General features: G+C 49.9%; 19 protein-coding genes and 2 pseudogenes. 5 read left to right on the top strand and 16 right to left on the bottom strand.

What is annotated here, in order from left to right:
* The first annotated feature begins 27 nt into the window (after nt 1-27).
* A complete protein-coding gene (locus ACTHRH_RS12875) occupies nt 28-570 on the top strand; it encodes a hypothetical protein (protein WP_186328219.1) in 543 nt (180 codons plus the stop codon).
* Between the two features lie 301 nt (nt 571-871).
* Here ACTHRH_RS12875 and ACTHRH_RS12870 read toward each other — a convergent pair whose 3' ends face one another.
* Genes ACTHRH_RS12870 through aroA form a run of 3 tightly spaced genes read right to left on the bottom strand, consistent with a single transcriptional unit; the run spans nt 872 to nt 3,510 of the window.
* Entirely contained in the window at nt 872-1,294 is a 423-nt protein-coding gene (locus ACTHRH_RS12870) for a CoA-binding protein (protein ID WP_144933609.1), read from the bottom strand.
* Nucleotides 1,295-1,350: 56 nt separating this feature from the next.
* A complete protein-coding gene (locus tag ACTHRH_RS12865) occupies nt 1,351-2,178 on the bottom strand; it encodes a C39 family peptidase (protein WP_144933610.1) in 828 nt (275 codons plus the stop codon).
* 39 nt (nt 2,179-2,217) lie between these two features.
* Entirely contained in the window at nt 2,218-3,510 is a 1,293-nt protein-coding gene (aroA, locus tag ACTHRH_RS12860) for a 3-phosphoshikimate 1-carboxyvinyltransferase (RefSeq protein WP_144933611.1), read from the bottom strand.
* Between the two features lie 196 nt (nt 3,511-3,706).
* Here aroA and ACTHRH_RS12855 point away from each other — a divergent pair.
* Nucleotides 3,707-3,976, top strand: a pseudogene (locus tag ACTHRH_RS12855) (rhodanese-like domain-containing protein); the annotation flags it as partial.
* On the opposite strand, the gene ACTHRH_RS12850 reads toward ACTHRH_RS12855, so the two are convergent.
* Entirely contained in the window at nt 3,971-4,495 is a 525-nt protein-coding gene (locus tag ACTHRH_RS12850; RefSeq protein WP_144933613.1) for a shikimate kinase, read from the bottom strand. The pseudogene ACTHRH_RS12855 and the gene ACTHRH_RS12850 overlap by 6 nt on opposite strands.
* A gap of 196 nt (nt 4,496-4,691) precedes the next feature.
* On the opposite strand from ACTHRH_RS12850, the gene ACTHRH_RS12845 reads away from it, so the two are divergent.
* Entirely contained in the window at nt 4,692-4,988 is a 297-nt protein-coding gene (locus ACTHRH_RS12845; protein WP_144933614.1) for a hypothetical protein, read from the top strand.
* Here the strand turns inward: ACTHRH_RS12845 and gndA are convergent.
* The 12 genes and pseudogenes from gndA to ACTHRH_RS12785 form a co-directional block, all read right to left on the bottom strand.
* The gene (gene gndA / locus ACTHRH_RS12840) at nt 4,985-6,397 is read right to left on the bottom strand and encodes an NADP-dependent phosphogluconate dehydrogenase (protein ID WP_144933615.1); all 1,413 of its coding nucleotides are present in this window, start codon (nt 6,395-6,397) and stop codon (nt 4,985-4,987) included. The genes ACTHRH_RS12845 and gndA overlap by 4 nt on opposite strands.
* Nucleotides 6,398-6,515: 118 nt before the next feature.
* Nucleotides 6,516-7,283, bottom strand: a complete 768-nt coding sequence (locus tag ACTHRH_RS12835) for an SDR family oxidoreductase (protein WP_144933616.1) — start codon at nt 7,281-7,283, stop codon at nt 6,516-6,518.
* A 40-nt stretch (nt 7,284-7,323) separates the two neighbouring features.
* Complete coding sequence (gene gntK / locus ACTHRH_RS12830) at nt 7,324-8,871, bottom strand: gluconokinase (RefSeq protein WP_144933617.1); 1,548 nt, start codon at nt 8,869-8,871, stop codon at nt 7,324-7,326.
* Entirely contained in the window at nt 8,872-10,140 is a 1,269-nt protein-coding gene (locus ACTHRH_RS12825; RefSeq protein ID WP_144933618.1) for a lactate racemase domain-containing protein, read from the bottom strand.
* Nucleotides 10,141-10,186: 46 nt separating this feature from the next.
* Nucleotides 10,187-11,239, bottom strand: coding sequence for a LacI family DNA-binding transcriptional regulator (locus ACTHRH_RS12820; RefSeq protein ID WP_144933619.1), 1,053 nt, complete (start codon nt 11,237-11,239; stop codon nt 10,187-10,189).
* Nucleotides 11,240-11,460: 221 nt separating this feature from the next.
* Nucleotides 11,461-13,737, bottom strand: a complete 2,277-nt coding sequence (locus ACTHRH_RS12815; RefSeq protein WP_440415855.1) for a DUF4855 domain-containing protein — start codon at nt 13,735-13,737, stop codon at nt 11,461-11,463.
* A gap of 256 nt (nt 13,738-13,993) precedes the next feature.
* Nucleotides 13,994-15,268: a Gfo/Idh/MocA family protein gene (locus tag ACTHRH_RS12810; RefSeq protein ID WP_144933620.1), complete on the bottom strand. Its 1,275-nt coding sequence runs from the start codon at nt 15,266-15,268 to the stop codon at nt 13,994-13,996.
* A 97-nt stretch (nt 15,269-15,365) separates the two neighbouring features.
* Nucleotides 15,366-17,048, bottom strand: a complete 1,683-nt coding sequence (locus ACTHRH_RS12805) for a response regulator transcription factor (RefSeq protein WP_440415852.1) — start codon at nt 17,046-17,048, stop codon at nt 15,366-15,368.
* Nucleotides 17,049-17,060: 12 nt separating this feature from the next.
* Nucleotides 17,061-18,791 (bottom strand): sensor histidine kinase, encoded by a 1,731-nt coding sequence (locus tag ACTHRH_RS12800; RefSeq protein ID WP_440415850.1) that lies wholly within the window; start codon nt 18,789-18,791, stop codon nt 17,061-17,063.
* 39 nt (nt 18,792-18,830) lie between these two features.
* On the bottom strand, nt 18,831-19,715 hold the full coding sequence (locus ACTHRH_RS12795) for a carbohydrate ABC transporter permease (RefSeq protein ID WP_186328220.1): 885 nt from the start codon (nt 19,713-19,715) through the stop codon (nt 18,831-18,833).
* A gap of 37 nt (nt 19,716-19,752) precedes the next feature.
* Nucleotides 19,753-20,657 (bottom strand): annotated as a pseudogene (locus ACTHRH_RS12790) (ABC transporter permease).
* Between the two features lie 109 nt (nt 20,658-20,766).
* Nucleotides 20,767-22,431 (bottom strand): extracellular solute-binding protein, encoded by a 1,665-nt coding sequence (locus tag ACTHRH_RS12785; protein ID WP_379288269.1) that lies wholly within the window; start codon nt 22,429-22,431, stop codon nt 20,767-20,769.
* A gap of 979 nt (nt 22,432-23,410) precedes the next feature.
* On the opposite strand from ACTHRH_RS12785, the gene ACTHRH_RS12780 reads away from it, so the two are divergent.
* Both ACTHRH_RS12780 and ACTHRH_RS12775 read left to right on the top strand, forming a co-directional pair.
* On the top strand, nt 23,411-24,259 hold the full coding sequence (locus ACTHRH_RS12780) for an AraC family transcriptional regulator (RefSeq protein WP_379288271.1): 849 nt from the start codon (nt 23,411-23,413) through the stop codon (nt 24,257-24,259).
* Nucleotides 24,260-24,365: 106 nt separating this feature from the next.
* Nucleotides 24,366-25,748, top strand: a complete 1,383-nt coding sequence (locus ACTHRH_RS12775; RefSeq protein ID WP_150959736.1) for an ADP-ribosylglycohydrolase family protein — start codon at nt 24,366-24,368, stop codon at nt 25,746-25,748.
* The last annotated feature ends 72 nt before the right edge of the window (nt 25,749-25,820 follow it).

The raw sequence follows: 25,820 nt of genomic DNA, 5'->3' as shown, positions 1-25,820 counted from the left end.
GAAGCGGACCTAAGTTAGGCCCGCATAATGGCAGTTAGGTTAGAAACGAATCCCGCTCTGGGAAGGATTTTGCGAATCGGAACGAAGGTAGTTGTCATGACCCGCTTGGTTTCCACGATAGTTTGCCGTGTGGAAAGATTGAGGGCTGGTCTGGCTTCCGTAACTTTGGAAGCTTTGGCTAACTCCTTGACCGATGCTGCTTTGGCTGATTCCTTGGCTTACGCCACCGAACGAAGCACTTTGCGACGGATTCTGGGAATCGGAGCGCAAGTAGTTGTCGTGACCGGCTTGGTTTCCGCGGTAGTTGGCCGTGTGGAAGGATTGAGGGCTGGTCTGGCTTCCGTAACTTTGGAAGCTTTGGCTAACTCCTTGACCGAAGCTGTTTTGGCTGATTCCTTGGCTCACGCCGCCGAACGAAGCACTTTGCGACGGATTCTGGGAATCGGAGCGCAAATAGTTGTCGTGACCGGCTTGGTTTCCGCGGTAGTTGGCCGTGTGGAAGGATTGCGTTCCGACGGAAGAAGAGAAACCGGCTTGGTTTTGCTTGTTTTGGTATTGCGATTGAACTAAACCGGTTGGCTGAAACTTCTGGGAAAATCCAGCCGTGGCCTGCCCTCTAGAGAAAGAGCTTTGAGAAGGCTGCTGCGAGTCGGAGCGCAGATAATTGTCATGACCCGGTTGGTTTCCGCGGTAGTTTGCCGAATGGAAAGTGTTTTGGTTATACACGCCATTGTCCTCCTTGAATAATGTGAGGTCTTCCCTGCCGTTTCCGGAGGAAGCCTTTAATAGTGTCCGCCAAGTCCCGGCCTTTTATTTATGGATACTACTGGTGAAAATGAAGAAACCGCCCTGAATTCGGGCGGTTCACTGCTTAGCGGTTGGGGCGCAGAATGGAGTCCTCCACTTTGATGCATCGGTCCATAATAACCTCCAGACCACCTTCGCGGGCGATCTGTGCCGCTTCTTCATTAATAATTCCAAGCTGGAGCCAGAATACTTTAGCCCCGATGCTTACTGCCTCCCGGGCCACGGGCACCGTATGCTCACTTCTTCTGAAGACATTGACGATATCTACCGGCTCCGGAATGTCGGATAGTGAAGCATAGCACTTCTCGCCCAAGATTTGGTCGGCGTTCGGGTTGACAGGAATGATGCGGTAGCCTCTCTTCTGCATCGCCTGAGAAACCATATGCGAAGTCCGATCCGGATTGTCGGACAGACCGACGACAGCAATATTTGCCGCTTTCTCCAGAATGGATTTGATTTCTTCCCGAGACGGGTTATTGAACGACATGGCAAACACCTCCGAGGATGGTTGTGAAGCAAGACAATATCTTATAATAGGCTGCCCTAATTTGTGTAAGTGATAGCTTGTTTGCCCATCAGCTCCCAGGTTTCGATAAATCTGGCTTTATCCACCTTAACCTGGGCCTTCCCTGAATAAGGATCGTTGACGTAAACATAGTTTTCATCATAGCCGACAACCAGCACCGCATGCTCAATAAATGTTGTCTTAATGGGGCCGATGGGGGTATCCCATACCACCCATTTATCCGGTATTCTGAACGTAATCGTCGTCCAGGCGATAACCGGAATTCCGCCGGCGATATGTCTTTCGATGTCTTCAAATTCCCCGCCGGTCAAATCGACCGCCGACGGGATGTAGCTCTCCAATTGCTTGATCAGAGCCGTATGAAAAATACCGAACCCTTTGGCCTTGCCGGTCACTTCCCCGACGAAGCCCAAATTCGGATTCCCCCAATAAGCGATGGAGCCATCCTCGTTATATCGGATCGGAGTAGGGTCCTTGGGCATCTCTTCGGCAAGCTCCATCTTGTCCTTGTCAAATCCGGCGAACTGCAGCAGCATGGCCAGGCTCGTCACTTCGCATCCGGAGTAGAGCTCCGGATATTGGCGAATAGCCGGGGCCGTCAGCATGGCGGATGAAGGATAAGGTTCGGGAGCGGCCTCACCGTCCTCCGTACTCTCTTCATCTCCTGCGTTCTGGTCATCCTGCCTGTGATTGTCGTCCGCCGCTACGAACGCAGCAGAGAATGCCCATGGTTTGCCCGTGATTTTGGCATAGAGAGCCAGAGTTAATCCTCCGCTGGATATAGCCAATGAGATGATCAGCAAAAGACTCAATGTTACTTTAAGCACATTGCCAACACCGCTCATTCGCAATCACTCTTTTTCTAATATTCTCGAAACAACCCTTTAATCCTGCAGCTCAATATTTGCTCCAAGGGAAAGCAAATGTTCAAAATAATGTGGATAAGATTTCGCCACATGGTGCGCATCCCGAATGACAAGCCCCTGCTTGGAACGTAATCCGACGACCGTCAGCGCCATAATCACCCTGTGATCATAATGCGCGTCGATCTCTACGCCGCCTTCCACGCCCTCCGGCTTCCCGTGAACGATAATTTCACTTTGCCTCTCTTCCACCGAAGCCCCTGCCTTATTCAATTCGGTAACAAAATCGGTAATCCGGTCGCACTCTTTATAACGCAGGTTCTCCACATTGTAGAATCGCGAAGTACCTTCGGCAAAGACGGAAGCGGCTACCATTGCCAATACGGCGTCGGTAAAATGATCCCCGTCAAACTCTCCGGCCTTAAGCAAGCCCGTCCCCCGAACATGGACAATTCCATCACGATGGGTAAGCGGAACGCCCATCGCCCGCAGGACATCGACAACAGCCCTCTCACCTTGTCTGCTGTTCTCTTCCAATCGATGAACGGCAACATCGGAAGAAGTGACCGCTGCAGCAGCCAGAATGGCGGCGGACCCGGGATAATCTCCCTGAATTTTATATTCCTGGGCCTGGTATCGCTGCCTGCCGGGGATCCGGTAACGCATCAGATCGTCATCCGCTTCTATACGGATTCCCGCCTGTTCCAATACTTCCAGCGTCTGCCCAACGATAATTTTCGATTTCAGGTCGTGCAGCACTTCGATTTCACTGTCCTCCTCAAGAAGAGGGGTCATGAAAAGCAAGGAGCTTAAAAATTGGGAGCTTACGTTACCGGAGACCTTAATTTTCCCGCCCTTGGGCTGCCCGCCGTATATCGTTATCGGCAGCTTGCCGCCGTTGTGATCGATGCGGACATTCATCTGCTTCAGAGCGTCAATCAAATCGTTGTGCGGTCTCTTGCCAAGCGACTCGGGATACGTATTGACGAAGGTCAGCTCCGGGCAGAAGGCGGCGACCGACATCAGGAATCTCAACACCGCACCGGCGTTGCCGACATTCAATTCCGGCACGGGCTTAGGATGACGGCCGAAGCCGGTGATGGTCATTTTCTCATCGTCTTCTTCGACAATGGCACCAAGGTCGCGAATACAGCGGCGCATGGCATCACTGTCCTCGCTGTGGGCAGGATAATACAAGGTGCTCGTCCCTTCCGCAAGAGCACCGACGAGCATATACCGGGTCGTATAATTTTTGGACGATAGCGCATTGATCGTACCTTTAAGTTCCGGCGCAGGTTTTACGATAGCCTTCATCTGGTCTGACTCTCCCTTTGCAAATCGTTATTGGTCTTTCGTTGCTGTAAGTATAAGGCATTGCAGTTCAATCGACCTAAGTGTACCATATGGCCGCCGCCTTGGGAATGTATCCTGCTTTTTCCTCCCACATTGTAATCCCCGGCTCTCAAGAGCTTCTCTTTGACATGGCTCCCCGCATGCATCTCCATCCGAGGTTAAGGAAAGCCTCTCCAAAGGAGAGAAGCTGAATCTGCTTGACGTCCGGGAGGATGAAGAAATCGCCCAAGGAGCGATCCCCGGAGTTCAGCATATTCCTCTTGGCGAACTGCCGGAGCGATACCGGGAAATCCCGCAGGCCGACGAAATCATCGTCATCTGCCGAAGCGGAAACCGCAGCGGCAAAGCATGCGAATATTTGGCCTCCGTCGGCGTGACAGGCCTTAAGAACATGGTCGGCGGTATGTTGGAATGGGAGAAGCTATAGCAGCTTCTTCCCCGCCTCACCCGCAGCTTCCACAATTTGGTCCACGATTTCCTGCACCGGAAGCTCATCCGTATTAATATGTATATCGGCAAAATCATACGCATTTTTACGCTGTTCCATTAAAGCGGCTACCCGCTCCTCTACATTGCCTTGCAGCAGAGGCCGATTCTGATCCGTACGCACTCTTTGTACAATGGTTTGCAGGGAAGCAGTCAATGCGATGACCAGGCCGTTCCTGCTCATCTCCTCCCGGTTAACCGGAGCGAGGACAGCCCCTCCCCCCATAGAAATAATTTGCCGCCTGCCCTGCATAATTTCTGCTATAACCGCGCTTTCCACAGATCTGAAATATTCTTCTCCGTCCTCAGAGAAAATTTGCGGTATCGGTCTTCCCTCTTTCTGCTCAATCTCTCTATCCGCGTCCACGAACCGCCAGCCGAGCTTGTCCGCCAGCGCTAGTCCTACTGTGCTTTTACCGGTGCCCATGAAGCCGATTAGCACCACGTTATTATAATCCATGCTCCCACTCCTTTATGCTTTAGCAAACCTTTATTTGCACCCATTATGAATAAATTATCATGTTTACAGCAAGGATGTGAATAGATTAGTTGTACAAGACTAAAAGTGCGGTCAGATTTATGGAACCTTGCGCGCCCAAGTTTGGACAACCAAAGAATACTCTTTTTATCACCGATAAATAAAGGAGTTGGCCTTGATGCTGCCGTCCCAACCGAACCAGCCGATCCGCAGCCGGCTTGAACAAATTCTGCATCCGAACCATCCGCTGTGCAGAGATGATGTTGTCTGGGTGCTGGAGCTGATAAAAAAAAGGGTGGCTGAAGAAGATCCTGCCTTGCTGGACCTTCCCCAACCACGCCTGTTGAAGAATTTTCAATATTTTGCCGAGACGGCCATGATGTTGATCCATCGCCGTCCCGTATACGATCAAGAACTTGACCGGATCAGGATCTGGATGCGGGAAGCCTGCTACGGCTTGACCGATCCGTCTTAGTTATTCATCCACTGGAAGTGGAAAGTCCCTTCCTTATCCACACGCTGGAACGTATGCGCTCCGAAGTAATCTCTCTGTGCTTGCAGCAGGTTGGCCGGCAGTCTTTCCGTACGATAGCTGTCATAATAAGACAGAGCGGATGCGAAGGAAGGAACCGGAATACCGCGCGAAACTGCAGCCGCAACGACTTTTCTCCAGGAATCCTGATAGCTCTCCACGATTTCCTTGAAGTAAGAATCCAGCAGCAGATTGTTAAGCTCCGGATTGCGGTCATACGCATCCTTGATGTTCTGCAGGAAGGCTGCGCGGATGATGCAGCCGCCGCGGAAAATCATCGCGATGTTGCCGTATTTCAAGTTCCACCCGTACTCATCGGAGGCTGCTCTCATCTGGGCGAAGCCTTGGGCGTAGGAACAAATTTTGCTGGCATAAAGCGCCTTGCGGACATCTTCGATGAACGCTTTCTTATCTCCGTCAAATGGCTGGCTGCCGGGTCCCTTCAGCACTTTGCTGGCGGCCACCCGCTCTTCCTTCATGGCGGAGATGAAGCGGGCGAATACCGATTCGGTAATAATGGACAACGGCACTCCAAGATCGAGAGCGCTTTGGCTTGTCCATTTGCCCGTTCCCTTCTGTCCCGCAGAATCAAGAATAACATCCACCATCGGCAGCCCGGTGTCCGGATCGCGCTTGCCGAAAATATCGGCGGTTATCTCGATCAGGTAGCTGTCCAGCTCCCCTTTATTCCATTCGCTGAAAATTTCATGAAGCTCGTCCGTATTCAGACCGAGCACATCTTTAAGCAGGTGATACGCTTCGCAGATAAGCTGCATATCCCCATACTCAATTCCGTTATGAACCATCTTTACATAATGGCCGGCGCCGTCGGGCCCGATATACGTACAGCACGGATCCCCGTTCACCTTGGCGGAAATGGCGGTCAGAATCGGTTCAACAAGACGGTAAGCGTCCTCTTGGCCTCCAGGCATAATGGCAGGTCCTTTCAACGCCCCTTCTTCTCCGCCGGAAACCCCCGCTCCTATGAAGCGGATACCATGCTCTTCAAGCTCCTTGTTTCTTCTTTGGGTATCGGGGAAATAAGCATTGCCCCCATCGATCAGAATATCCCCTTTATCCAGAAGAGGAACGAGTTGATTGATCATGGCGTCCGTCGGCTCGCCGGCTTTGACCATTATTAAAATTTTGCGGGGAACCTCAAGAGACTGGACAAACTCCTCCATGCTGTATGTACCTACCAGCTTCTTGTCGGGATGTTCTGCCAGCAGCTCTTTCGTCTTCTCCGGAGACCGGTTATAAACAGAGACGGTAAACCCTCTGCTCTCGATGTTCAATGCCAGATTCTTGCCCATTACGGCTAACCCGATAACGCCTATTTGTTGTTTAGACATATACGTTCTCCCTTCCTGAAATCTCAAGCTGGCCGGAGTGGATGTTGGGACGTCCTCCGTTCCGGCCGGCCGTTTTAATGTAGTCTTTCATGGATCGCTTCTACCGTGCACACCCATGTTAAATAGTCATCGAACCGAAGCCGCCATCCACACGGATCAACGCCCCGGTTACAAAACTGGAGGCTTTATCCGAGGCCAGGAAAACAGCAGCTCCCTGCAGCTCTTCCGCTTCGCCGAAACGCTGCATCGGAGTGTGGCTCATGATGGACGCGATGCGTTCTTCGGACAAAATTTTACGATTTTGCTCCGCAGGGAAAAAGCCCGGAATAATGGCGTTGACTCGTACCCGGCTCGGAGCGAATTCCCTTGCCAAATATTTCGTCACGCTGTTCACGCCGGCTTTCGAAGCGGAGTAAGTGAATACCCGGGACAAAGGCGGATCCGACGACACCGAGGAGATATTGATAATGCTGCCTCCTTCTCCCTTGTCAACCATATGTTTGCCAAAGATTTGACAGGCTAGTACAACACCCTTCAAATTAACGTCCATAATGCGATCCCATTCCTCCATCGTCAGCTCGAAGAATGGAGTGGCGCTGTTTACGCCCGGACAGTTCATAAGCACGTCCACCCGTCCGGTCCAGGCAATCACTTCCTCCAACACCCGCCGCAAATCATCCGCGCTCGTTGCGTCGGCCGTAAAGCTCTTGGCTTGTCCGCCCGCTTCCTGGATTTGCCGAACGACCTGTTCGGACTTCTCCTGATTGCGCCCAACAATCGCTACTTGCGCTCCGTGACCGCCCAATGCGACGGACATGGCGCCGCCCAAAGTGCTGTTTCCGCCGATGATGACTGCCGTTTTACCGGTTAAATCGAATAAGTTCATTTTGTACCTCCTGGGATTGGAATGTCAAGACTAAAAAGATTTATTCAACATACTTATGCTGAAATGCCGAGATCGCGTCAAACTCGCCGGCCAGTTGCTTGTATACCCGTAAATAGATTTCCGTCAATTCCCGGTACAGCTCATGATTGGCAGGGTTGACCTCATGCCGATGGTTCGCTTTCACCCAATCGTGTACTCCGCTGAAATCACCGACCTCTCCGAGGGCAAGAAGCCCCAGTTGTGCCGCCCCGAGCCCCGAGCTCTCGATGGAATCCGGAACGGTGACCGGAGTGCCGAGCACATCGGCCATCACCTGCCGCCAGAAGGGGGAGCGGGCAAATCCGCCGGAAGCGCGAATTTCCTTCGTATTGCCTCCTATCTCCTCCAACGCCTGAACGACCGAATGGATGCGGTAAACAACCCCCTCCAGAACCGAACGGATCATATGCTTCTTCTCATGGAACATGGACAAACCGAAGAAGACTCCGCGAGCGTTAGCGTTCCAATAGGGGGCCCTCTCACCCAGCATGAGCGGCAAGAACAACAGCCCTCCGGAGCCGGCAGGGACTTCTTCGGCCAACTGGGTCAAATAATCATAAGGGTCCATTCCCTTGCGCCGCCCTTCCTCCGCTTCCAGCGTTGCGAGCTGATCCCTGACCCAGCGGAACATAATCCCTCCATTGTTGATCGGTCCTCCGATCACCCAGAAATCCTCTTTCAAAGCATAACAGAACAAACGGCCGCGGGGATCCGTTAGCGGCTCGCGGACGACTCCGCGAACAGCTCCGCTCGTACCTATCGTTACGGAATATATGCCCTCCTCGAAGGCGCCCGCCCCCAGGTTGGCCAGAACCCCGTCCGATGCTCCGACAACGAAGGGGGTGTCCGGGGCCAGACCCATACGGGCGGCTGTATCCGGTTGCAGCCCTTCCAGACAATAGGTGGTCGGTACGGGTTCGGATAGTCTGTCCGCAGTAATTCCGGCGATCTCCAGCGCCTCCCGGTCCCAATCCAGATTGCGCAGATGGAACATCCCTGTAGCGCTTGCCAGCGAATAATCGATAACATATCGCGCGAAGAGGCGGGCGAAGACGAATTCCTTGATCCCAATAAACTTATAGGCCTGTTGGAACACATCGGGCTGATGATCCTTCATCCACATCAGCTTGGTAAGCGGAGACATCGGATGAATCGGCGTTCCGGTGCGCAAATAGATTTCATGCCCTTTCCCGTCCGTCTTCAGCCGTCCGGTATAGGAGATGCTCCGGTTATCCGCCCAGGTTATGCAAGGGGTCAGAGGCTGCCCTTCCCGGTCTACCGCTATCAGGCTGTGCATAGCCGAGCTGAATGATACGCAGAGCACCTCATGGGAGGAGATCCCCGCTTTACGTATGACTTCCCCTATACCGCGGATGACTGCCTCGCAAATTTCCAGCGGGTCCTGCTCGGCGATGTCAGGCCGCGGAGTATGAAGGGGGTATTCGATGGAATGGGAAGCCACCACCCGTCCCCCGCGGTCTATAACCAAAGTTTTTGTGCTTGTTGTTCCTAAATCGGCGGCGATGACATAATGTTTAGCTACACTCATTCAGAACAAATTCCCTTCGCTGTCAAATTTCAGATCATACGGCTCCGACAAGATCTCGATATCCGGATGCTTTCTTGCCTCTTCCAGCAGATTGACGGAGATTTCAATCTCGCCGAGGTGAAGCGTATCGCGGATTCTGACCATCCGACACTTGGTGTAGTCAAGGATGTTGCAGGTTTTGACGGCAGCTTTAATCGCTTCCCGTTGGTTGGCCAACGTCGTTGCAATCTTCGTCGGCGCACAAACCGTTGAAGTCAACCCGTTGGCGTAAGTCGCCTTCAAATCGGTCTTGTCAACCAGCCTCTGGGTCGTAAAATCGGCAGTTCCCACCCCGTTGGCATTTCCCTTCGTCTCCGGAGTCAGATCGAATACAACCATCTTCGACACCTCGGGTCCCCCTTGGGCATAAGGTGTCGGGTAACGGCCGGTTACGTTCGGATCCATCCCGTCGCCGCTAATATTTTTGCCGATGTAATCGATGAGAAGGACATCAATTTGATCGAACAGAATTTTGGGCAGCCTTTGCTTCGCTTCCACCAGAAGCTCTTCTTCCCTCTCCCGGATCGATTCGGCGGGCAGCACTTCAATGCGGCAGGTTTCATCATACGCATTCTCAACCAGCGCCACTCCGAACAGAATCGGAAGCTTGTCGATCATAATCTGGGCCATGGCGGGGACATTCTCGGCCATATACTTGAACCCGAGCTGATGACATGCCTCCGCCCCCTTCTGCTTGCCCAGGCCGATGGCGATCATCTTCATAATTCCGCTCTCGATCGGCCCGCGGAAAGCCGTATGCGGCTTAACCCGGTTAATGACAACGATAGCGTCCGCTTCATAGGCGTATTTGTCGACATAGACCGGAAGCCCGTTAGGAAGCTGGTCAATTTGCACCACTTCCATGGAAGAGCGAATCGGTGCTCCCATCGCTTCCTCCGTGACGCCAAGATGATGCAGAACCTCTTTTTGCCCTTCTGCCGTAGCGCCGCCATGGCTTCCCATACAGGGGACGATAAAGGGCCGGCCTCCGGCAGCCTTGATGGCATCGATCGTCGTCTTCGTAAAGAGATCAATGTTAGCTACCCCGCGGCTTCCTACGGCAACCGCAACCTGCTGCCCGGGTTGAATGCGATCGATCCCTCCCGGCTTGGCCAGCTCTTCCTCCAGCTTTTCCTTGGGATTCTCGACGACGGTTCGGTCGAATTTCTGCCGGATCCGGACCATCTGCGGAATCGGGATGTCCTTTAACAAGTCATGTAAAATGTCCATTTTATGGATGCCTCCTTCATATTTCCAAGCGGCTGTGTCATCCGGTTCAGTCTGCTGACGACGGCCCAGCCGTTTTCGCTTTATCTAGAGCCTCCCGCGGCCGGGACACGGAATCACGGATCATTAATTCCGTACGGAGGTAGACCGTATCTTTAACTTGTTCCTTGGTCTCAATAAGATCAACCAGAACGGCCGCGCCTTTACGGCTCATCTGCTCCACCGGACGCTTGACCGTAGTCAAAGCCGGAGACAGATACCCGGAGAACAGGTTGTCGTCAAAGCCGGCCAAAGACAGGTCGTCAGGAATGGTTAACCCGTATTCCAAGGCAGCCTTCATCGCCCCTACAGCCATGTCGTCGTTCGAGCAGAAAACGGCGGTCGGCAGCTCATCCGCTCCCAGCTTCAGCAGCTCCTTCATACGATGGTAACCGCTCTCCAGGTCATAGCTTCCTTGAACCTGATAATCCTTCCGAACGGGCAGTTTGTACTTGGTCATAGCGTCCAGATAGCCTTTCTTCCGTTCCTGAGTGGATTTGAAGCCGGCTTTTCCCTCGATGATGGCTATCCTGCGGTGCCCTTCCCTGATCAGATACTCTACGATTTGAAAGGCCCCCTGACGGTCGTCGGATAAAATATTGACCGCATCGAAGCTGTCTACATGGCGGTTCAGCACAACGCATGGTATTTGCATATCCCGGACATGACGGATGAAGTCATCGTCCTTGGCGCTTTGGCTCATCACCAGAAGACCGTCGAAGCTTTTCCGCGATATCCCCTTAAAATCCGTATAATCATCGATGCCGCGAACGACCAGATTATAGGTCCCTTTGATCACGCTGTTGACTCCCCGAACCGATTCGAAGAAGAAGCCCGCAGAGGTCCCTTCATTTAACGTCGAGAAAAACAACCCGAGGTTGTAGGAACGATCCAGAACAAGGCTCTTCGCACTGAAATTGGGCGTATAATGGAGTTTCCTGGCAATTTCCTGTATTTTCTCCTTCGTCTCCCGGTTGATCAAGGGACTTCCATTAAGCGCTCTCGAAACCGTAGTGTGCGAAACGTTGGCCAACTTCGCTATGTCTTTGATCGTTACGCTCATCATGTTCACCTCTGCTTCTACCATACCATATTTATGCACACGTTAACAACGGAATTGATACAAATTATTCGGTTGGCTGGAATACGACGCTAAAACTCTCTCTGGTAACCACTTTCATTCCCCCGCTGCACGGACTTCCGCCTCCAGCCGATTGACTAAATATCTCCGGCACATATTTCCCATGGGTTATCAACACCCGATTCAAAAGCAGAAGCCATAGGTCACAGCGTGAAAGTAACGCTGCTCCCATGGCTTTTATTAGAGTTACTATGCATTATGGCATAGATGCCGGGTCCTTGATCCTGAAGAAAATGGGCTCTAACTACCCCGATCGATTTGTTGCGGCCCAAATCAAATGTGATGGTGCGGCTTCGTTCCTCGGGGTAGGCGCTTCCCGCATGACCCTGCCACTGCTCGTTGCGGAAATCCGTCCCGCCGAATAGGCCGTTCGTAAGCTCATTCCCGGAATCGGGATAGCTGCTGTTAGGCGGTCGCGAAATTGTATAGCTTAGACCTTGAGCCAGATTGCTGAGGCCCCAGCCTTCAGACCAAGTTTGAATGAGAACTTGGGCGTAAGTATCAAGCAGCGTTGCCGCCGAGGCCGAAATCAACCCCTGCGCTTGCACGGCCGGGTCGTGAATGTGCGCGAGAAAATCCTGCATATACGTTACGGCGTCCTTCGGCTTGTTTTCGTCCAGAAGAAGCTTGATGATCTGCAATCGATACGACAACTCATCGCCAAAAGCCGCATTGATTTCATTCGACGCGACATAACCCCTTACAAGCTCCGCCATCGTCTCCAGCGTCGGGCTGCTGTCAATCGTGTACGTTCCGTTCAAGAACTGGTACAGCCAGTCATACATTAAACGCAAACTTGGGTCCTTGCTCACCCCTAAGTTGTAAACGGTTTTATTGCCTTGGTAATAAGCCCTGAATCCATTTTGCATCAAGCCGGTTTCAGCGCCGCTGTCCAAGTATTCGATATAGCGCTCGCGGAATACGTCGTCCGTCAGCATCCGGTCATCGAACTCGATTTCGTTCGACATTCCATACTGCTTGGCCAAGTTCGCGGCGTCTTCCAAGCGGTCGGAATCCATTCCGCCGAAGAAATAGTTAGGCTGAAGCGCCACGGCATCAAAGCCTAAATCTTTCCACATAAAGCTTTTATAAGCCAAGGAGTGAGGAATCCAGAAAAACTTCAGGTTCATGTTATGGACTTGGTCGCTTACGGCTTTAACCAAATCCGGGCCCGTCTCGCTTGTGCTGATTTGCTCTTCCAGCCAGTACATGCCGACGAGCTCCAGATTGGAATAGTTCGCCTCCTGCCATCTTTGGCGGACCTGATCCAGCCACCACTGCACCACTTTTATCCGGTTTTCGAGCGCTTTCTCTTGGCCGACAACAGAGTCGTTGAAGCTTTCGGATACTCCGTCACCGTCAACGTCGCCAAAGTCGTTTACGTATTCCCCCGGGTTCAGAATCATTAGCACAACCTTCACTTTATGATCAGGCTGGTTCAGCTTGGTTCCGACTTCCACTGCAGCCTCATTCAACTGCTGCATATCCCCTGCGGCTGCGAAGGTTTTATCCAAATACCACTTCCAGTCCTCCAGGATCGTTTGCCCGACACCGAAGTCACGGCCGGCCGGCGAAGCCAGTCCGAGATATAGAACGCCGTCAAAAAGCCAGTCGACAGGCTCGCCATCTTTATTTACATAACTGATGTTAGGGATGATCCGTTTCTTGCTCCAGTCACCCAAACCATCTGCATATTGTCCGTTATACAGCAGATTCAGATTCCGGATACCGGCCGTAGCTTCTCCCGGCTCCAAAAAACGAGGCTGCTCGGCAGAAACCTTCACGGCCCCCTCGACCATGTCATCCGTACCTATAATTTCGATTTCGTCAATGTATGACCATTGCGAAGGATGCATCGTAAAGGTTACTTTAACATAACGGGCATAAGCCAGCTTGCCGTCCGCATAACCGCCTTTGATTCCATCCCGGCTGCCGTCCCATTCGAAGGTCTCCTGTCTTGGCGGTCCTTCCCCCCAGAGCAGCTGGGTGGCGTTATGGGAAAGCAGTCCCCAATTTTCTTTATCGTCGGAGACATACATCGATACTGTCAGCGGCACGAGGATCGAGTTGGTGGGATAATCTTGGAAAAAGTGAGATGTAATCTTTCCGACTGACTTTTCCTCACCGAGATCGAAGACGACCTCCCGCGTTTTTCCACGCAGATGCCCTACCCATGCAGGGTCATTCATATCCAATGTGCCGTATTTTCCGTCCGTAAGCTTGTACCCGACGTCAGGACGCGACGCTTCCGGCTCCTCGGACCATTCATAAGGGAGATCGGCCGCAAGATTGCGGAATTGCGTCTCCTCCACTGCCGAAGATGCTGCCGAAACAGGCGATTTCGCCTGCACTGCCGAAACCGGGGACATCAGCAATACTGCTGCCATCAGGACGGATCCCCATTTCTTATTCGAAATCATCTGGGTCAACTCCTTTTCTTAATCTCGAGTGTAGGTATGCCTGAAATCTTTGCTTTGTGATGAATACCCGAATGGATCCCCCCTTTCACAAAATCCGGCACAAGCCTTCTTTGGAATCGCTTTCAATAACAAAAAAATTTCATTCCCCCTTCCTTTCTTAGCCCGCGAACTTGTGCGGCCTCCGGGGTACGCTCTTCCCAAGCCCGGACGCCGCGGATGTCCGCCATTATTACTGCGCTTTCCGCAGATTTCTCAATTAAACGCCCGCTTCTTCCTTCTCATACATCTCAGTCAGCTTTATGCTTCTGCCTTGCTGTAAACGAGATCGTTCGGAAGCGAAGGCAATCAAATGGCTTTGCAACGAAGCTGTAGCCGAGGTAAGACCTTGGGATGGGTTGCGGTCGAACTGATGTACATTTTTGAGGAAGGAGCTCACCATACGCTCATCGCCTCCGCCGTGGCCGTCTTCCTGCACGCTGCATTTAATTTCAATCTCTTCGCCCGTCGCATAGCGGTACAGCGTAAATGAGCCTTTATCCATGTCGCCGATGATCTCTCCCTGCGTACCCATAATTTGCACACGGCGAGTACCGCTCTTGGTTAATCCCGACATAATAAAGTTAGCGTTGGCGCCGCTGGCAAATTCCATATTGACGACTTGATGATCGACAACATTGTTATCGCAGCGATAGACGCAGCGGCCGAACGGTCCTTCCTTAAGCGCCCGTATAATGCCTTCCCGTGATAAATCGTGCGTCATATAGCGCGCCCATTGGTCGGCTGGCTGCTGCAAATACATTTTAATCGCTGAAAAAGCACATTCCCTCTCCACTTCGCAACCATCGATGCAGCGGTCCGTCGAACCCTCCGGCGCGTTCTCGGGTTTAAAATGAAGCAATGAGCCAAAGGAGCTGACCGCTGTGCACGGCTCATCCATCAGCCAGGAGATGAGGTCCAGGTCATGGCAGGATTTGGCCAAAATCATCGGGCTTGTTTCCTCGGAATTGCGCCAATTGCCGCGTACGTAGCTATGAACCATATGGTGATAGCCTACGTTCTCCGTTAACTGAATGGTACCGATTGCACCCAGCTCCCCGTCCTCGACGCATTTCTTGATGCCCGACCAGAACGGGGAATAGCGAAGCACATGCGTGACCACCAGCAACCGCTTATGCTTAAGGGAAGCTTGCTCCAGTTCTATGCATTCCCGTACATTCGGCGACATCGGCTTCTCCAGCATGACATGGTAGCCAAGCTCCAGCGCTTTCATTGCCGGTATATAATGCATCCGATCAAGCGTGCAGATGATCATCACGTCGGCTATTTTTCCCTGCTCGAATGCTTTTTCCCAAGAATTATAAACATGCTCTTCAGCGATTTGATGAATCTCCGCAAAACGTTGCCTGCGTTCATCATCCGGCTCGGCTACCGCAACAAACTTCAGCTCATTCGGAAATTTTTCCGCATACGGTCCATAGATGTATCTTCCTCTGCTGCCTGCGCCTAACAGTACAGCCGTTAATGTTTTCAATGCTCTTCCCCCTTGCATATACAATTGCATCCTAATTTCATTGTAAGGGGTGACACCGTGCATCATAAAGAGATCATTGCTTACATTCCATATACATTTATTGACCTTGCTGCACCGTTTCGGCGCGGGCCGTCCGAAAATCCTGCGGCGTCATATCATTTTGCTTCTTAAAGAAGCGGAAAAAGGCAAGCGCTGAATTATAGCCGAGCTTGGCGGCAATTTCATTGACCTTCATGGATGTATTGAGCAGCATGTCCTTTGCAATGACATTGCGGTAATCATTTACGTATTTAGAGAGTCCGATTCCCGTTATCTGCTTGTATAGCCTTGATAGATACGAGGGATTCAAGCTGACATAATCCCCAAGAGCGGTTAGGGATATATCGTCCGCAATATGCTCCTCTATATAGCGGTGCACCTTACCCACGATCTCCGTCGGCAGCTCTGTTCCTCTAATCGCATTCCATTCAAAAAAGCAGTCCGCAATTTGCCAATAATACGGAATTAGCTCCGTCCACGAAGCGGTCTCCTCCTGGCGGAACAGCATATCCAAATTGATCTGGGTATTCATATTGTCTCGCATCTCTTTATTTTTGTGCAAATGCGCCAGAAATACCGCAGATATGGAATGGTACAGCTCAACCTTGCGCCCATCAGAAGTATCCGGATCTTTCCAGATGTCTGTCAATTCAACAAAAAGTTTATTGAACTGCTCGCGGTGATTATTTTCAAGACAGCTCATCAGCAGCTGTACGCGAGCGTGAATAAAGCCGTCATGATAGCTTTTCGCCTTCTCTTTTTCCGCGGACTTCTGAATATCTTTATCTGTCATAATGATTTCATGGAACAAACCATGGCCTTGCACAAGACCGTATTTCATCGCATGAAAACGATCCGACAGCCGATTCCATGGGACTGCCTCACTGCCGATAAGAAAAGATATGGAGAGGCTCAGCAGCTTTTTGCCGGTAGCCTGTATCGTCTCCAAATTGCCGCTCACATAGCGGTATGCCTTGGCCCATTCCGCAGTACCGGTATCCGCCGTTAACTCCGGACTGGCTTTAGGCTGAAAGATCCACACCATTTTGTTCATGTCAAATACGACTGAGAAGCAGCGCACATGGGCGGATAAATACTCATCACCGATATTTTGCAGAGCGTAAGCGAGCAAAGCCTTGTCCGGCGCCGTAAATATTTCCTTCCAGGCATCGATCCGGCCAATCAGCAAATAGACAGGCAGCGATGCGTCAAGAGGAATGTCAATTTCCGCAAAAGCGTCCCGAAGCTGCTGCCCCGTCATAGTCTTGCCTTGCAATAAGCCCCAAATATATTCCTTCTGCAAGGAAGGCAGCGCTATTCTCATTTTGGCCTGGGCCCGCAAGATCATTTGCGCCTGATCCTGTTCCTCTTCAATTTTCTCTATCGCCCGTTCAACGGCATGGATGATCTTCTCGTCGCTTTCCACTTTCAGCAAATAATCAAAGGCACCGAACGTAAGGGCGCTCTTCGCATAGTGAAAATCATTGTACCCCGTCAATAAAATAACTTTGCACTCCGGCCACTGCGATTTTATTTCCTGCAGAAGCTCAATGCCCTCAATGCCGGACATCTTAATATCCGAAATCACAATATCCATCCGGTGATGAGACAGCACTTCCAACGCTTCTTCGCCGGAATAAGCTTTCATGATTTCAAGCTCCAAATGCTCCGTCTTCTCGAACAACTCCAGAAGACCATCTACAATAATCGGCAGATCATCTACGATCAAAAGCCTGTACATGGCGATTCCTCCTTAGCTCATGCTCAGTTTAATAATAGCTTGAAGCCCGCCAAGCTCAGAGCGTGACACGGTAATCCCAAACTCTTCTCCATAACGAAGCTGAATTCTGCGATGAACATTAAGCAGCCCGGTTGTCTCCTCCATCTGGTTCGTTGAATAACGCAGCCTCTTGCCAAGCGCTTCTATCTCGTCGTCCGTAATGAACTCGCCGTTATCTTCTACATAAATATAAAAAGCATCATTGCGCAGCTTGCTGTGCACCCATAGCTCGCCCGTGCCCGGCATATTGCCGAGGGCGTACTTATAGGCATTTTCAATAATAGGCTGCAAAATCAACCGGGGGACTTCAATCGGCGGGGCTTCGACTTCAAACAGCACTTGTATTCGATCCCCGTAACAGATCGACTGCATCTCCACATAAGTGCGGGAATGCTCAAGCTCCATCTCCAGCAGGATGTCGTCATCATTATGGCGAGTAATGAACTGAAAATATTGTCCGATGTATAAACAGAACCGGTAGGCCTTTTCCTTCTGGCTATCGGATTTAATCAAACGGCAAAGCACAAAAAAGCAATTATATAAAAAATGAGGATTAATTTGTGATTGCAATCTTTTCAGCTCCGAGCGCTGAGTGCGAATTTGCTGCTCATAATTTTCCTCAATCAGTGTTTTCAAAGATTTCACCGTATCGTTAAAAGCCTGGTATAAATAGCCGAACTCGTCCTTCCCGCGATCGATCACGATCGGCTCCAGCTCGTTTTGCTGCATGCGGCGGAAGGAACGCACCAGCTTTATCAACGGACGGTATATTAACCGGATTAAAAAATAGGTAAAGAACAGCACAATAAAAACGGCAAGCACACAAGCCCACCAAAACAAAGTTTTATATACTTGCAATGAACCGAGAACCTTCTCTTCCGGTATGCTTGTTATCATGTATGAATTCCAGAGGCTGGAATACTTGAATACGGTTAGAAATCGCTTACTTTTATAATGGATCGTATCATAGCCTTCATCCATTTTCGCAGCCTGCTTTTCGAAAGCCAACTGCTTCATCAGATCATGCAATTCCAAGTCGGAGCCGCTATTGATTTCCCAGCCGCGCTCCAGATTAACCAATACGGTCTGGCCTCCCCTGCTGTTGCCGATTTGCGCCAATGTTTCTTTAATTTTTCCGGTTGAGAGCTCTACGCCCACCACATAGAGCGGTTCCTTCTTGGCTGCAGGGTACTGCATCGTAATAAACAGCCGGTCCTGCCAATAAATAAAGGGCTCGGTATAAAGCTTCCTGCCTGGCTGCATCGCTTCATATTCTTCCTCATTCAGCATGGTTTCAAAGCTGTTGCTCAGCACAGTGCGCTCGATATGCGGAATGTACGCCTTTGCCTCGCGAATAAACGGACTGGAATTTTTCATCAAATCCAGGCGGTGCTGAATATCCAATATTTTATAGGACCGCTCATAGGAGTTCATCTGCTCGCCTGTCGCCGCCACTTCCATTAAATCCCTGTCCATGACGTAGTTAGGCAAATATCGGCTGATCCGCTCTGCCTCCTTATCCAGAGAGTCTAAATAAAACCGCGTCGTATTTAAAATCGAATCGGATATTTCACTGCGGATATTATTGGCCCCCTGCTCATTAATCATCCAGGTAATGGCCATAAGCGGCAGCAAGGCCGCCAAAAAGGCAGCCATTATTTTTTTGAATATGGAGGAATCCTGTAAAAAGAATATTCTTTTCATCGTTTGTTCTCCTGTGCCCGAGATCTACGACCTTCCTGTCTATTCTTTTACACTTCCCATTACAATGCCTTTAATGAAAAACCGCTGCAAGAATGGATAGACAATAAGAATCGGGAAAGCCGCAACGAAGATTTGTGCCGCCCTGCTTGTACGGTCGGACAGCTGGAGCATGAGTTCCACATTTTCTGATTTAATAAATCGGAAATCCATCTTAATAATAACGGTTTGCAGGAAGGTTTGCAGCGGGTAATTTTCCGTATGATTCATATAAAGCATGCCGTCGAACCAGCTATTCCAATGCCCTACCATCGTAAAAAGCCCCGTTGTCGCCAGTGCGGGCAACGATAGCGGAACATATATTTTCCATAGTGTTGCAAAATGCCCGGCTCCGTCAATCCGTGAAGCATCCTCGAGCTCCTTGGGCAAATTGCGGTAAAAGTTTAATAGCAGGATGACATTGAACACGTTAACCGCCGTAGGAAGCACCAGCGCTCCGAGGGAATCAATAAGTCCCAAGCTTTTGATGGTCAAATAGGTAGGAATTAATCCGCCGTTGAACAAAATCGTAAAAACGAATATCCAGGCATAAACGGTTCTTAGACGAAACGTATTGCGGTCCTTGGATAAAGGATAGGCTGTAACGATCGTTAAAAGCATGCTTAATGCCGTCCCTGCTACAACCCGTTGAATAGAAACGCCAAAGGCTCTTAAATATTCAGGCTTGCCGAACACGTTATCATAAGCCGCCGTTGTAAATTCTACAGGCCACAGCCCAACCTTGCCGGCTGCCGCCGCCGAACCCGAGCTAAAGGAAAGCGCCAAAATATGAATAATCGGCATTAAGCATAAAAAAGATATAAACGCAAGAAAGATTAGATTGCAAACTAGAAAAGCCCTTCTTCCGAATGACGGTTTAATGACCACGGTCTGTCTCCTTTCTGAATGACCGGCTTTTCCGCAATTAGAAAATACGGTAATTCGCTAACCGGTATGCGAGTACGTAGGATACGGAAATGAAAATAAAGGATACGACTGATTTCAATAAGCCGACAGCTGTGGCAAATCCGAACTGCGCTTGCTGTATCCCCATGCGGTAGACGAAAGTATCAATGATATCGGCGCTTTCATAAACCGGTGCGCTGTACAGGTTAAATATTTGATCAAATCCGGCATTCAGCACATTGCCGATATTAAGCGTAAGCATAAGAACTATGATCGGCATCATGCCCGGCAGCGTCACGTGAAGCGTTTGTTTCCAGCGGCCCGCGCCGTCAATTTCAGCGGCTTCATAAAGCGTAGGGTTAATTCCCGTCAGCGCCGCCAAATAAACAATGGTGCCAAATCCAAATTCTTTCCATACATCGGAGATGACCATGACATAAGGGAACCAGTTATTGTCGCCGAGAAAGAAGATCGGCTCAATGCCGAACCATCCGAGCATTTGGTTAAATACGCCGGAGGAAGGAGACAAAATATCGACCAAAATACCGCTCAGCAACACCCAGGATAAAAATGGGGCAAATAGACCAATGTTTGGAACGTTCTTTTGATCCACTCTCTGCGCAATTCATTTAGCAAAATAGCAATGGTAATCGGCACGAACAAACCGGCAATTATTTTCATTACAGCAATATAGACCGTGTTAAAGAAAATGCGGCCGATATCCGGATAATCCATTAACAATTGGAAGTTCCTCCATCCGATAAACGGGGAGCCGAACAACCCTTTGTTCGGTACATATTTTTGAAAAGCCATCATGATTCCTGTCATAGGAATGTAACTAAAAATAATAATAAAAGCCAAACCCGGCAGCAGCATCAAATGAAGCGGCCATTCCTTCTTCCACCTGCGCGTCAGTCTATTCATATCTTCACCTCGCTGATTCACTTTTCATGCTGTGCTTTCCTTGCTCAAGAACCTGGTTGTTCAAAAAAGGAGGGATTGCATAGAATCAATCCCTCCCTGCGTACAGATTCTATTTAAGCGACTTATACCACTCGTTAACTTCTTTCGTGATTTCATCGCCGCCAAGCTTCTTCCACTCTTCAACGAATTTATCGAACTCGTCTACGGATACTTGGTTCATAATGATTTTGATGAATATTTCATCACGTTTCTTGATTAAAATTTCTTGACGGTCTGCCATCGCCGGAGTAGGTGCGCCGTAGAATTTGTTTTGCAGGTATTGTTTGTTTTTTTGAATTTCCGGAATATGAGAGTAGGCTCCCTTAGGACCGGAAATTAAGTATTCCCACCACATGCTTGTATCGCCTTCAACGTATTCCATAGCGCGTGCATAACGTGTTCTCTGATCTTTGGTCTCAAGTATGCTTTCGTCTTTGTTTTCAATGGCTTTGGGCAAGATTTCGCCGTTATTGTCAAACTGTTTGCCTACTCGAAGCGGATTAAGCAGCCAGTAGTTGTTGCCTTTTTCAACGCGGTCTTTACCATACTCATACACTTTTTGCTCTTCCGTCGGATTGTTGCTTACTGTAATCCATTGGTTTAGCAAACGGATCACGCCTTCCGGATGCTTGGCTTGTTTAGAGATGGCATAATACTCATCAACGCCAAGACCGATTTGATTCAATGTAGGCTTGTTATCTACGGAAGGGATAGGGAACACTCCCCATTCTTGAACAACCTTGCCGTCTTTCACAGCGCCTTGCGCAAGCTGCGCCGGAGTCCAGGAAGCGCCAAATACCATGCCGATGCTGCCGTTGTAGATTAGCTCAGCAGCTTTTTCCGTATCTTTAACCGCAAACTCCGGATCGATCAACCCTTTTTTGAACATGTCCTGCAGCGCTGCAAGAGCCTGCTTCATCTCGGGCTGAATATCACTGTTCATCAAACCGCCGTTCCCGTCTTCCATCCAAATGTTTTCATAAGCATGATAGCCGTTCAAGAACGTTCTCAGACCGGTCACGCCTGTCTCTATACTAAATGGGCTTTTGCTGACCGCAATACCGAAAGCTTCTTTTGTGCCGCCAGGATTTTTCGTTTTGAACGCTTCGGCAATTTTCATGAAATCATCCATTGTTTTAGGCTCAGGCAGGCCCAGCTCCTTCAGCCAGTCCGTACGGACGAACAAGTATTGATAGTTGAACGGGTTATATGAGCTAGGAATACCCATCATTTTCCCGTCGATCATCGCTGTTTTCATTTGCATGCCGCCGTCCATGGTCAGAAACTTTTTCGTCTCTTCCGTAGCATGCTGTTCATAAATCTCTGTCAAATCCATAATCATATCCGCTTCAGTAAGCTCTTTAAGCTGTGTAGCGTTTACAAGCAAGAAATCCGGAAGATCGTCGGATGCAATGGTGATTTTTACCTTCTCTTTAAATTGGCTTATATCTGCAACCCATTTGTTTGTAATTTTTACACCGATATCTTTTTCATAAGCATCATAAACTGAGTTTTTGTCGAAGCTTTCCCCTTCGTCAAATTTCAAGTAGGGATCGCTTGGCGAAACCGTTGAAACCTCAATAATATCACTGCCGTTTCCTGTGCCTGTTGTTTCGGCCGGTTCCTTGGAATTTCCAGGTGAATGGCTTGGCTCAGGGGACGTTTTGCCGCCGCAGCCTGTAATCGCCACTGCAAGCGTCAAGGAGATCATTGCAAGTGCCTTTTTGCTCTTCAAATTTTACCCCTCCGGTATATTTCGTTATAGTTTTCGCTGCAAATTGCACTGCAGTCTTTCATAATTCTAGTATAGAAAGAAGCTCCCCGCTGTTCTATATACTAGTCTTTACTTTCGTATACACCTCTTGACACCAGGCATAAAACAATTATTTGTGGCTCTTCGCTATACTACATGGGAAAAACTACGTTTGAGAGGCATAATAGAGCGATTTGACATGGAGCCTCTGCGGGCATGAGTACTCGCGAAAGCCGCGAAGGGTAAGGAATTCGCGTTGCTAACCAGCTTATCATGCCCGCCTCTCCATATAAAATCGCTGTCTATTTACCCCACCCAGAGTAGCGAGGAAGCTTATTTGTTTTGATTGACGTATACAGCGGCCGTTTCCAAAAACGAATGCATAAGGACCTTCCGTTGTTTAAAGTTGCTGAATTGGCCGTACTTTACTTTTCATTTAGATCCCCATGCCGCTGACCGCGATACCATCAGATGATGAAATGGATGGGTTTTCAAGGTAGAATAGAGTTGAATTGCTTCAATAGTGTGAAATTTGAAAACTAAATGGATTTCATACAGTTAGATTTCTATATTCGGAAGAAATATGGAAACTAACTGGAAAACCTACAGTTAGTTTGCGCCAAAACAGCCGTTTCGCCCAAAGTTGCCCATTTTAACTGTAGTTTATCCAGTTAGTTTGATCATTTTCGCCCATTCGCTTGAATCTACCTGTACAAAATACAGTTAGACGCGCCATTCCGTTTGCACGGCACCAGCAGACGGTGAAAATAGACGGATTTTCAAGGTAGACGTGCCGCTCCGCTTGCAACGATGCCTGCAGACGGTAAAATAGACGGATTTTCAAGGTAGAAATACCCCAAAATGTATGTATGAAAGTAAACAGCAGTGCCTGCTGAACTCATCCCTTGTCCTATATACCTAGCCCCATAAATTAATTATTGTCTGGAGGCATTGGATCATAATGAAACTTCATATTACTTATGATCATCCCATTGCTATCAATGCTTTCGAATGGACTCCCGCCACTTATCGGCAGCCGCCTCATGTGCATGCGAGTCTGGAGATCGGCCTTTGTTTAACAGGCAAAGGCTGTTTTTTCTTCGGGAATAAACAATATGCGGCTAATCCCGGCGACTTATTCCTGGTCAATAATGAGGAACGGCATATTGCCCAGTCTGCCCCCGACGACCCGAGCCGCTATCTTTTTATAAACTTTGATCCCGCGCTGCTGCTGGCGGAGGATCCTGGTCTGCTGCTGCCATTCTCCTATCGCTCCACACATTTTTGCAATCATATTATTGGCGGCTCGCCCCTCGCCAAACAGCTTACTCCTTGGGTGCTGGCTATAGCGGAAGAACTGCGGGAGAAGTCCCCGGGTTATTTGGTAATGGCCAAAAGCGCTCTCATTCAGCTATGCGGCCGTCTTCTGCGACATTACAACGGTTTGCTAACAGATGATGAGAGGCATAATATGGTACAGTCCGTTCGCCAGGTGCAGTCGCTGGCCGCTTTGGTCGAGCAGCGTTACACCGGGCCGGTCAGCTTAGCGGAATTGGCTGATGAACTTGGTTTAAGCGTCTCGCGCGTGAGCCGCGCGTTTCTGGAAACGACCGGTTACCGTTTCTCGGAGTATGTTTCCTTGCTGCGTATCCAGGCGGCCAAGCGGGAATTGGCGGGAACGGACAAAGCTGTTGCTGATATTGCATTCGAATGCGGCTTTCAAAGCTTGCCGACCTTTTACCGCGTTTTTAAAGAGACTGTCGGCATGTCTCCGATCCGTTATCGGCAATCTATGGGGGTTACGGAATGAGCAAAAAATGAGAATTATGCTTTCCTAATTTGAGAAGCCATTGCCGGCATGGCTGGTTATAATCAAGGCATATGTTGATTTCACGTATTTCAGGAGGGCAGCCGTTATGACGAAATGGTTTGGACTGAGGGAATTGGTTCGGGAAGAAATAAGACAGCGCGGAGAAGAAGGCTGTAATGTAGAAGGGATGGCCGAACGTCTGGAAGCGGCCGGCACAGACGAAGTAAAGCTAATGGAAGTATACCGGGCTTTAATGGCTCTTGAGCCACGTGCGGATTTCAAGTATATCGAGCCGTCGGAATTGGAAGCCATTCGCGCCGAACGTCCGGACGGACCGAGAATATTGTCCGGAAACTGGGATGAACTTAAATGGCAGGATAAATTTCATGGTGCTTGGCTCGGCCGTTCTGCCGGTTGTGCGCTCGGAAAACCTCTGGAGTCTCTTCCCTTCATGCAAGGCTCCGGCGGCAGACCCGGCTGGCACAATATTAAATTGTGGTTCGAAGGCGCAGGGCAATGGCCGATTCGCCATTATACACCGGGCGAATCAACTGCAGAGGCCGAGTACGGTATCGAGATAGCCCGATGGTGCAGCTTGGCCAGCTGCCGGGAAAACATTCGCTTTATGGAAACGGACGATGATATTCGTTATACCGTTCTGGGCCTGCTCATGCTTGAGGAACGCGGGCTTGATTTCAACTCCTGGGACGTGGGTAAGCTGTGGCATCGCCAGTTATCATTCGGGCAGGTATTCACGGCTGAAGCGCAGTCCTATCTTAATTTCGCTCGTGTCACTTCACATATTAGCGGCGCCCAGCCGGATGACTGGGAGAAACATATCCATTGGGTACGTTCTTATTTGAATCCCTACCGCGAATGGATCGGCGCCCAGATCCGTGTGGACGGCTATGCATACGGTGCTGCCGGCCAGCCCCAGCTTGCAGCCGAGCTTGCTTGGCGGGACGCTTCCTTCTCCCATGTGAAGAATGGTATTTACGGCGCCATGTTCTGCTCGGCTATGATTGCCGCCGCATTCGTTGAAAGTGATATGAAGCGAATTGTCGAGATCGGATTGAGTGAAATACCGAAACGCAGCCGTCTTGCAGAAGATATCGCCATAGCGGTCAAAATTGCTGAGGAAACGGAAGACACATTAGAATTGGTGAGTAAAATATGGGAGACATTTAAGCACTATCACCATGTTCATACCAATAATAATGCTGCATTATGCGCGGCTGCTCTCATTCATTCCGGAGGCGATTTCGAGAAAGGCATTACGACAGCCGTACTTGGCGGCTGGGACACCGATTGCAACGGCGCCACCGTCGGTTCCATTCTTGGCGCATCGCTTGGAGCGGCGGCGCTTCCCGAGAAGTGGATCTCGCCGCTAAACGATACCTTGTATGCCGATGTCAGCGGCTTCCACCCCATTGCCATCTCCGAATGCGCTCAAAGAAGCTATCATGTCTTCCGAAAATTGCAGCATTAAAATTATTTAGGATGATCGGTAAAAAAAGCTCCTAACGGAGCCTCTTCGAAGAAGATTAACCCGGTATTAGAG

Source organism: Paenibacillus sp. SAFN-117 (assembly GCF_051966115.1).
Classification (GTDB): domain Bacteria; phylum Bacillota; class Bacilli; order Paenibacillales; family NBRC-103111; genus Paenibacillus_L; species Paenibacillus_L residui.
The sequence above is the reverse complement of the archived record's forward strand: the minus strand, read 5'-3'. Positions and strand labels throughout refer to the sequence as shown.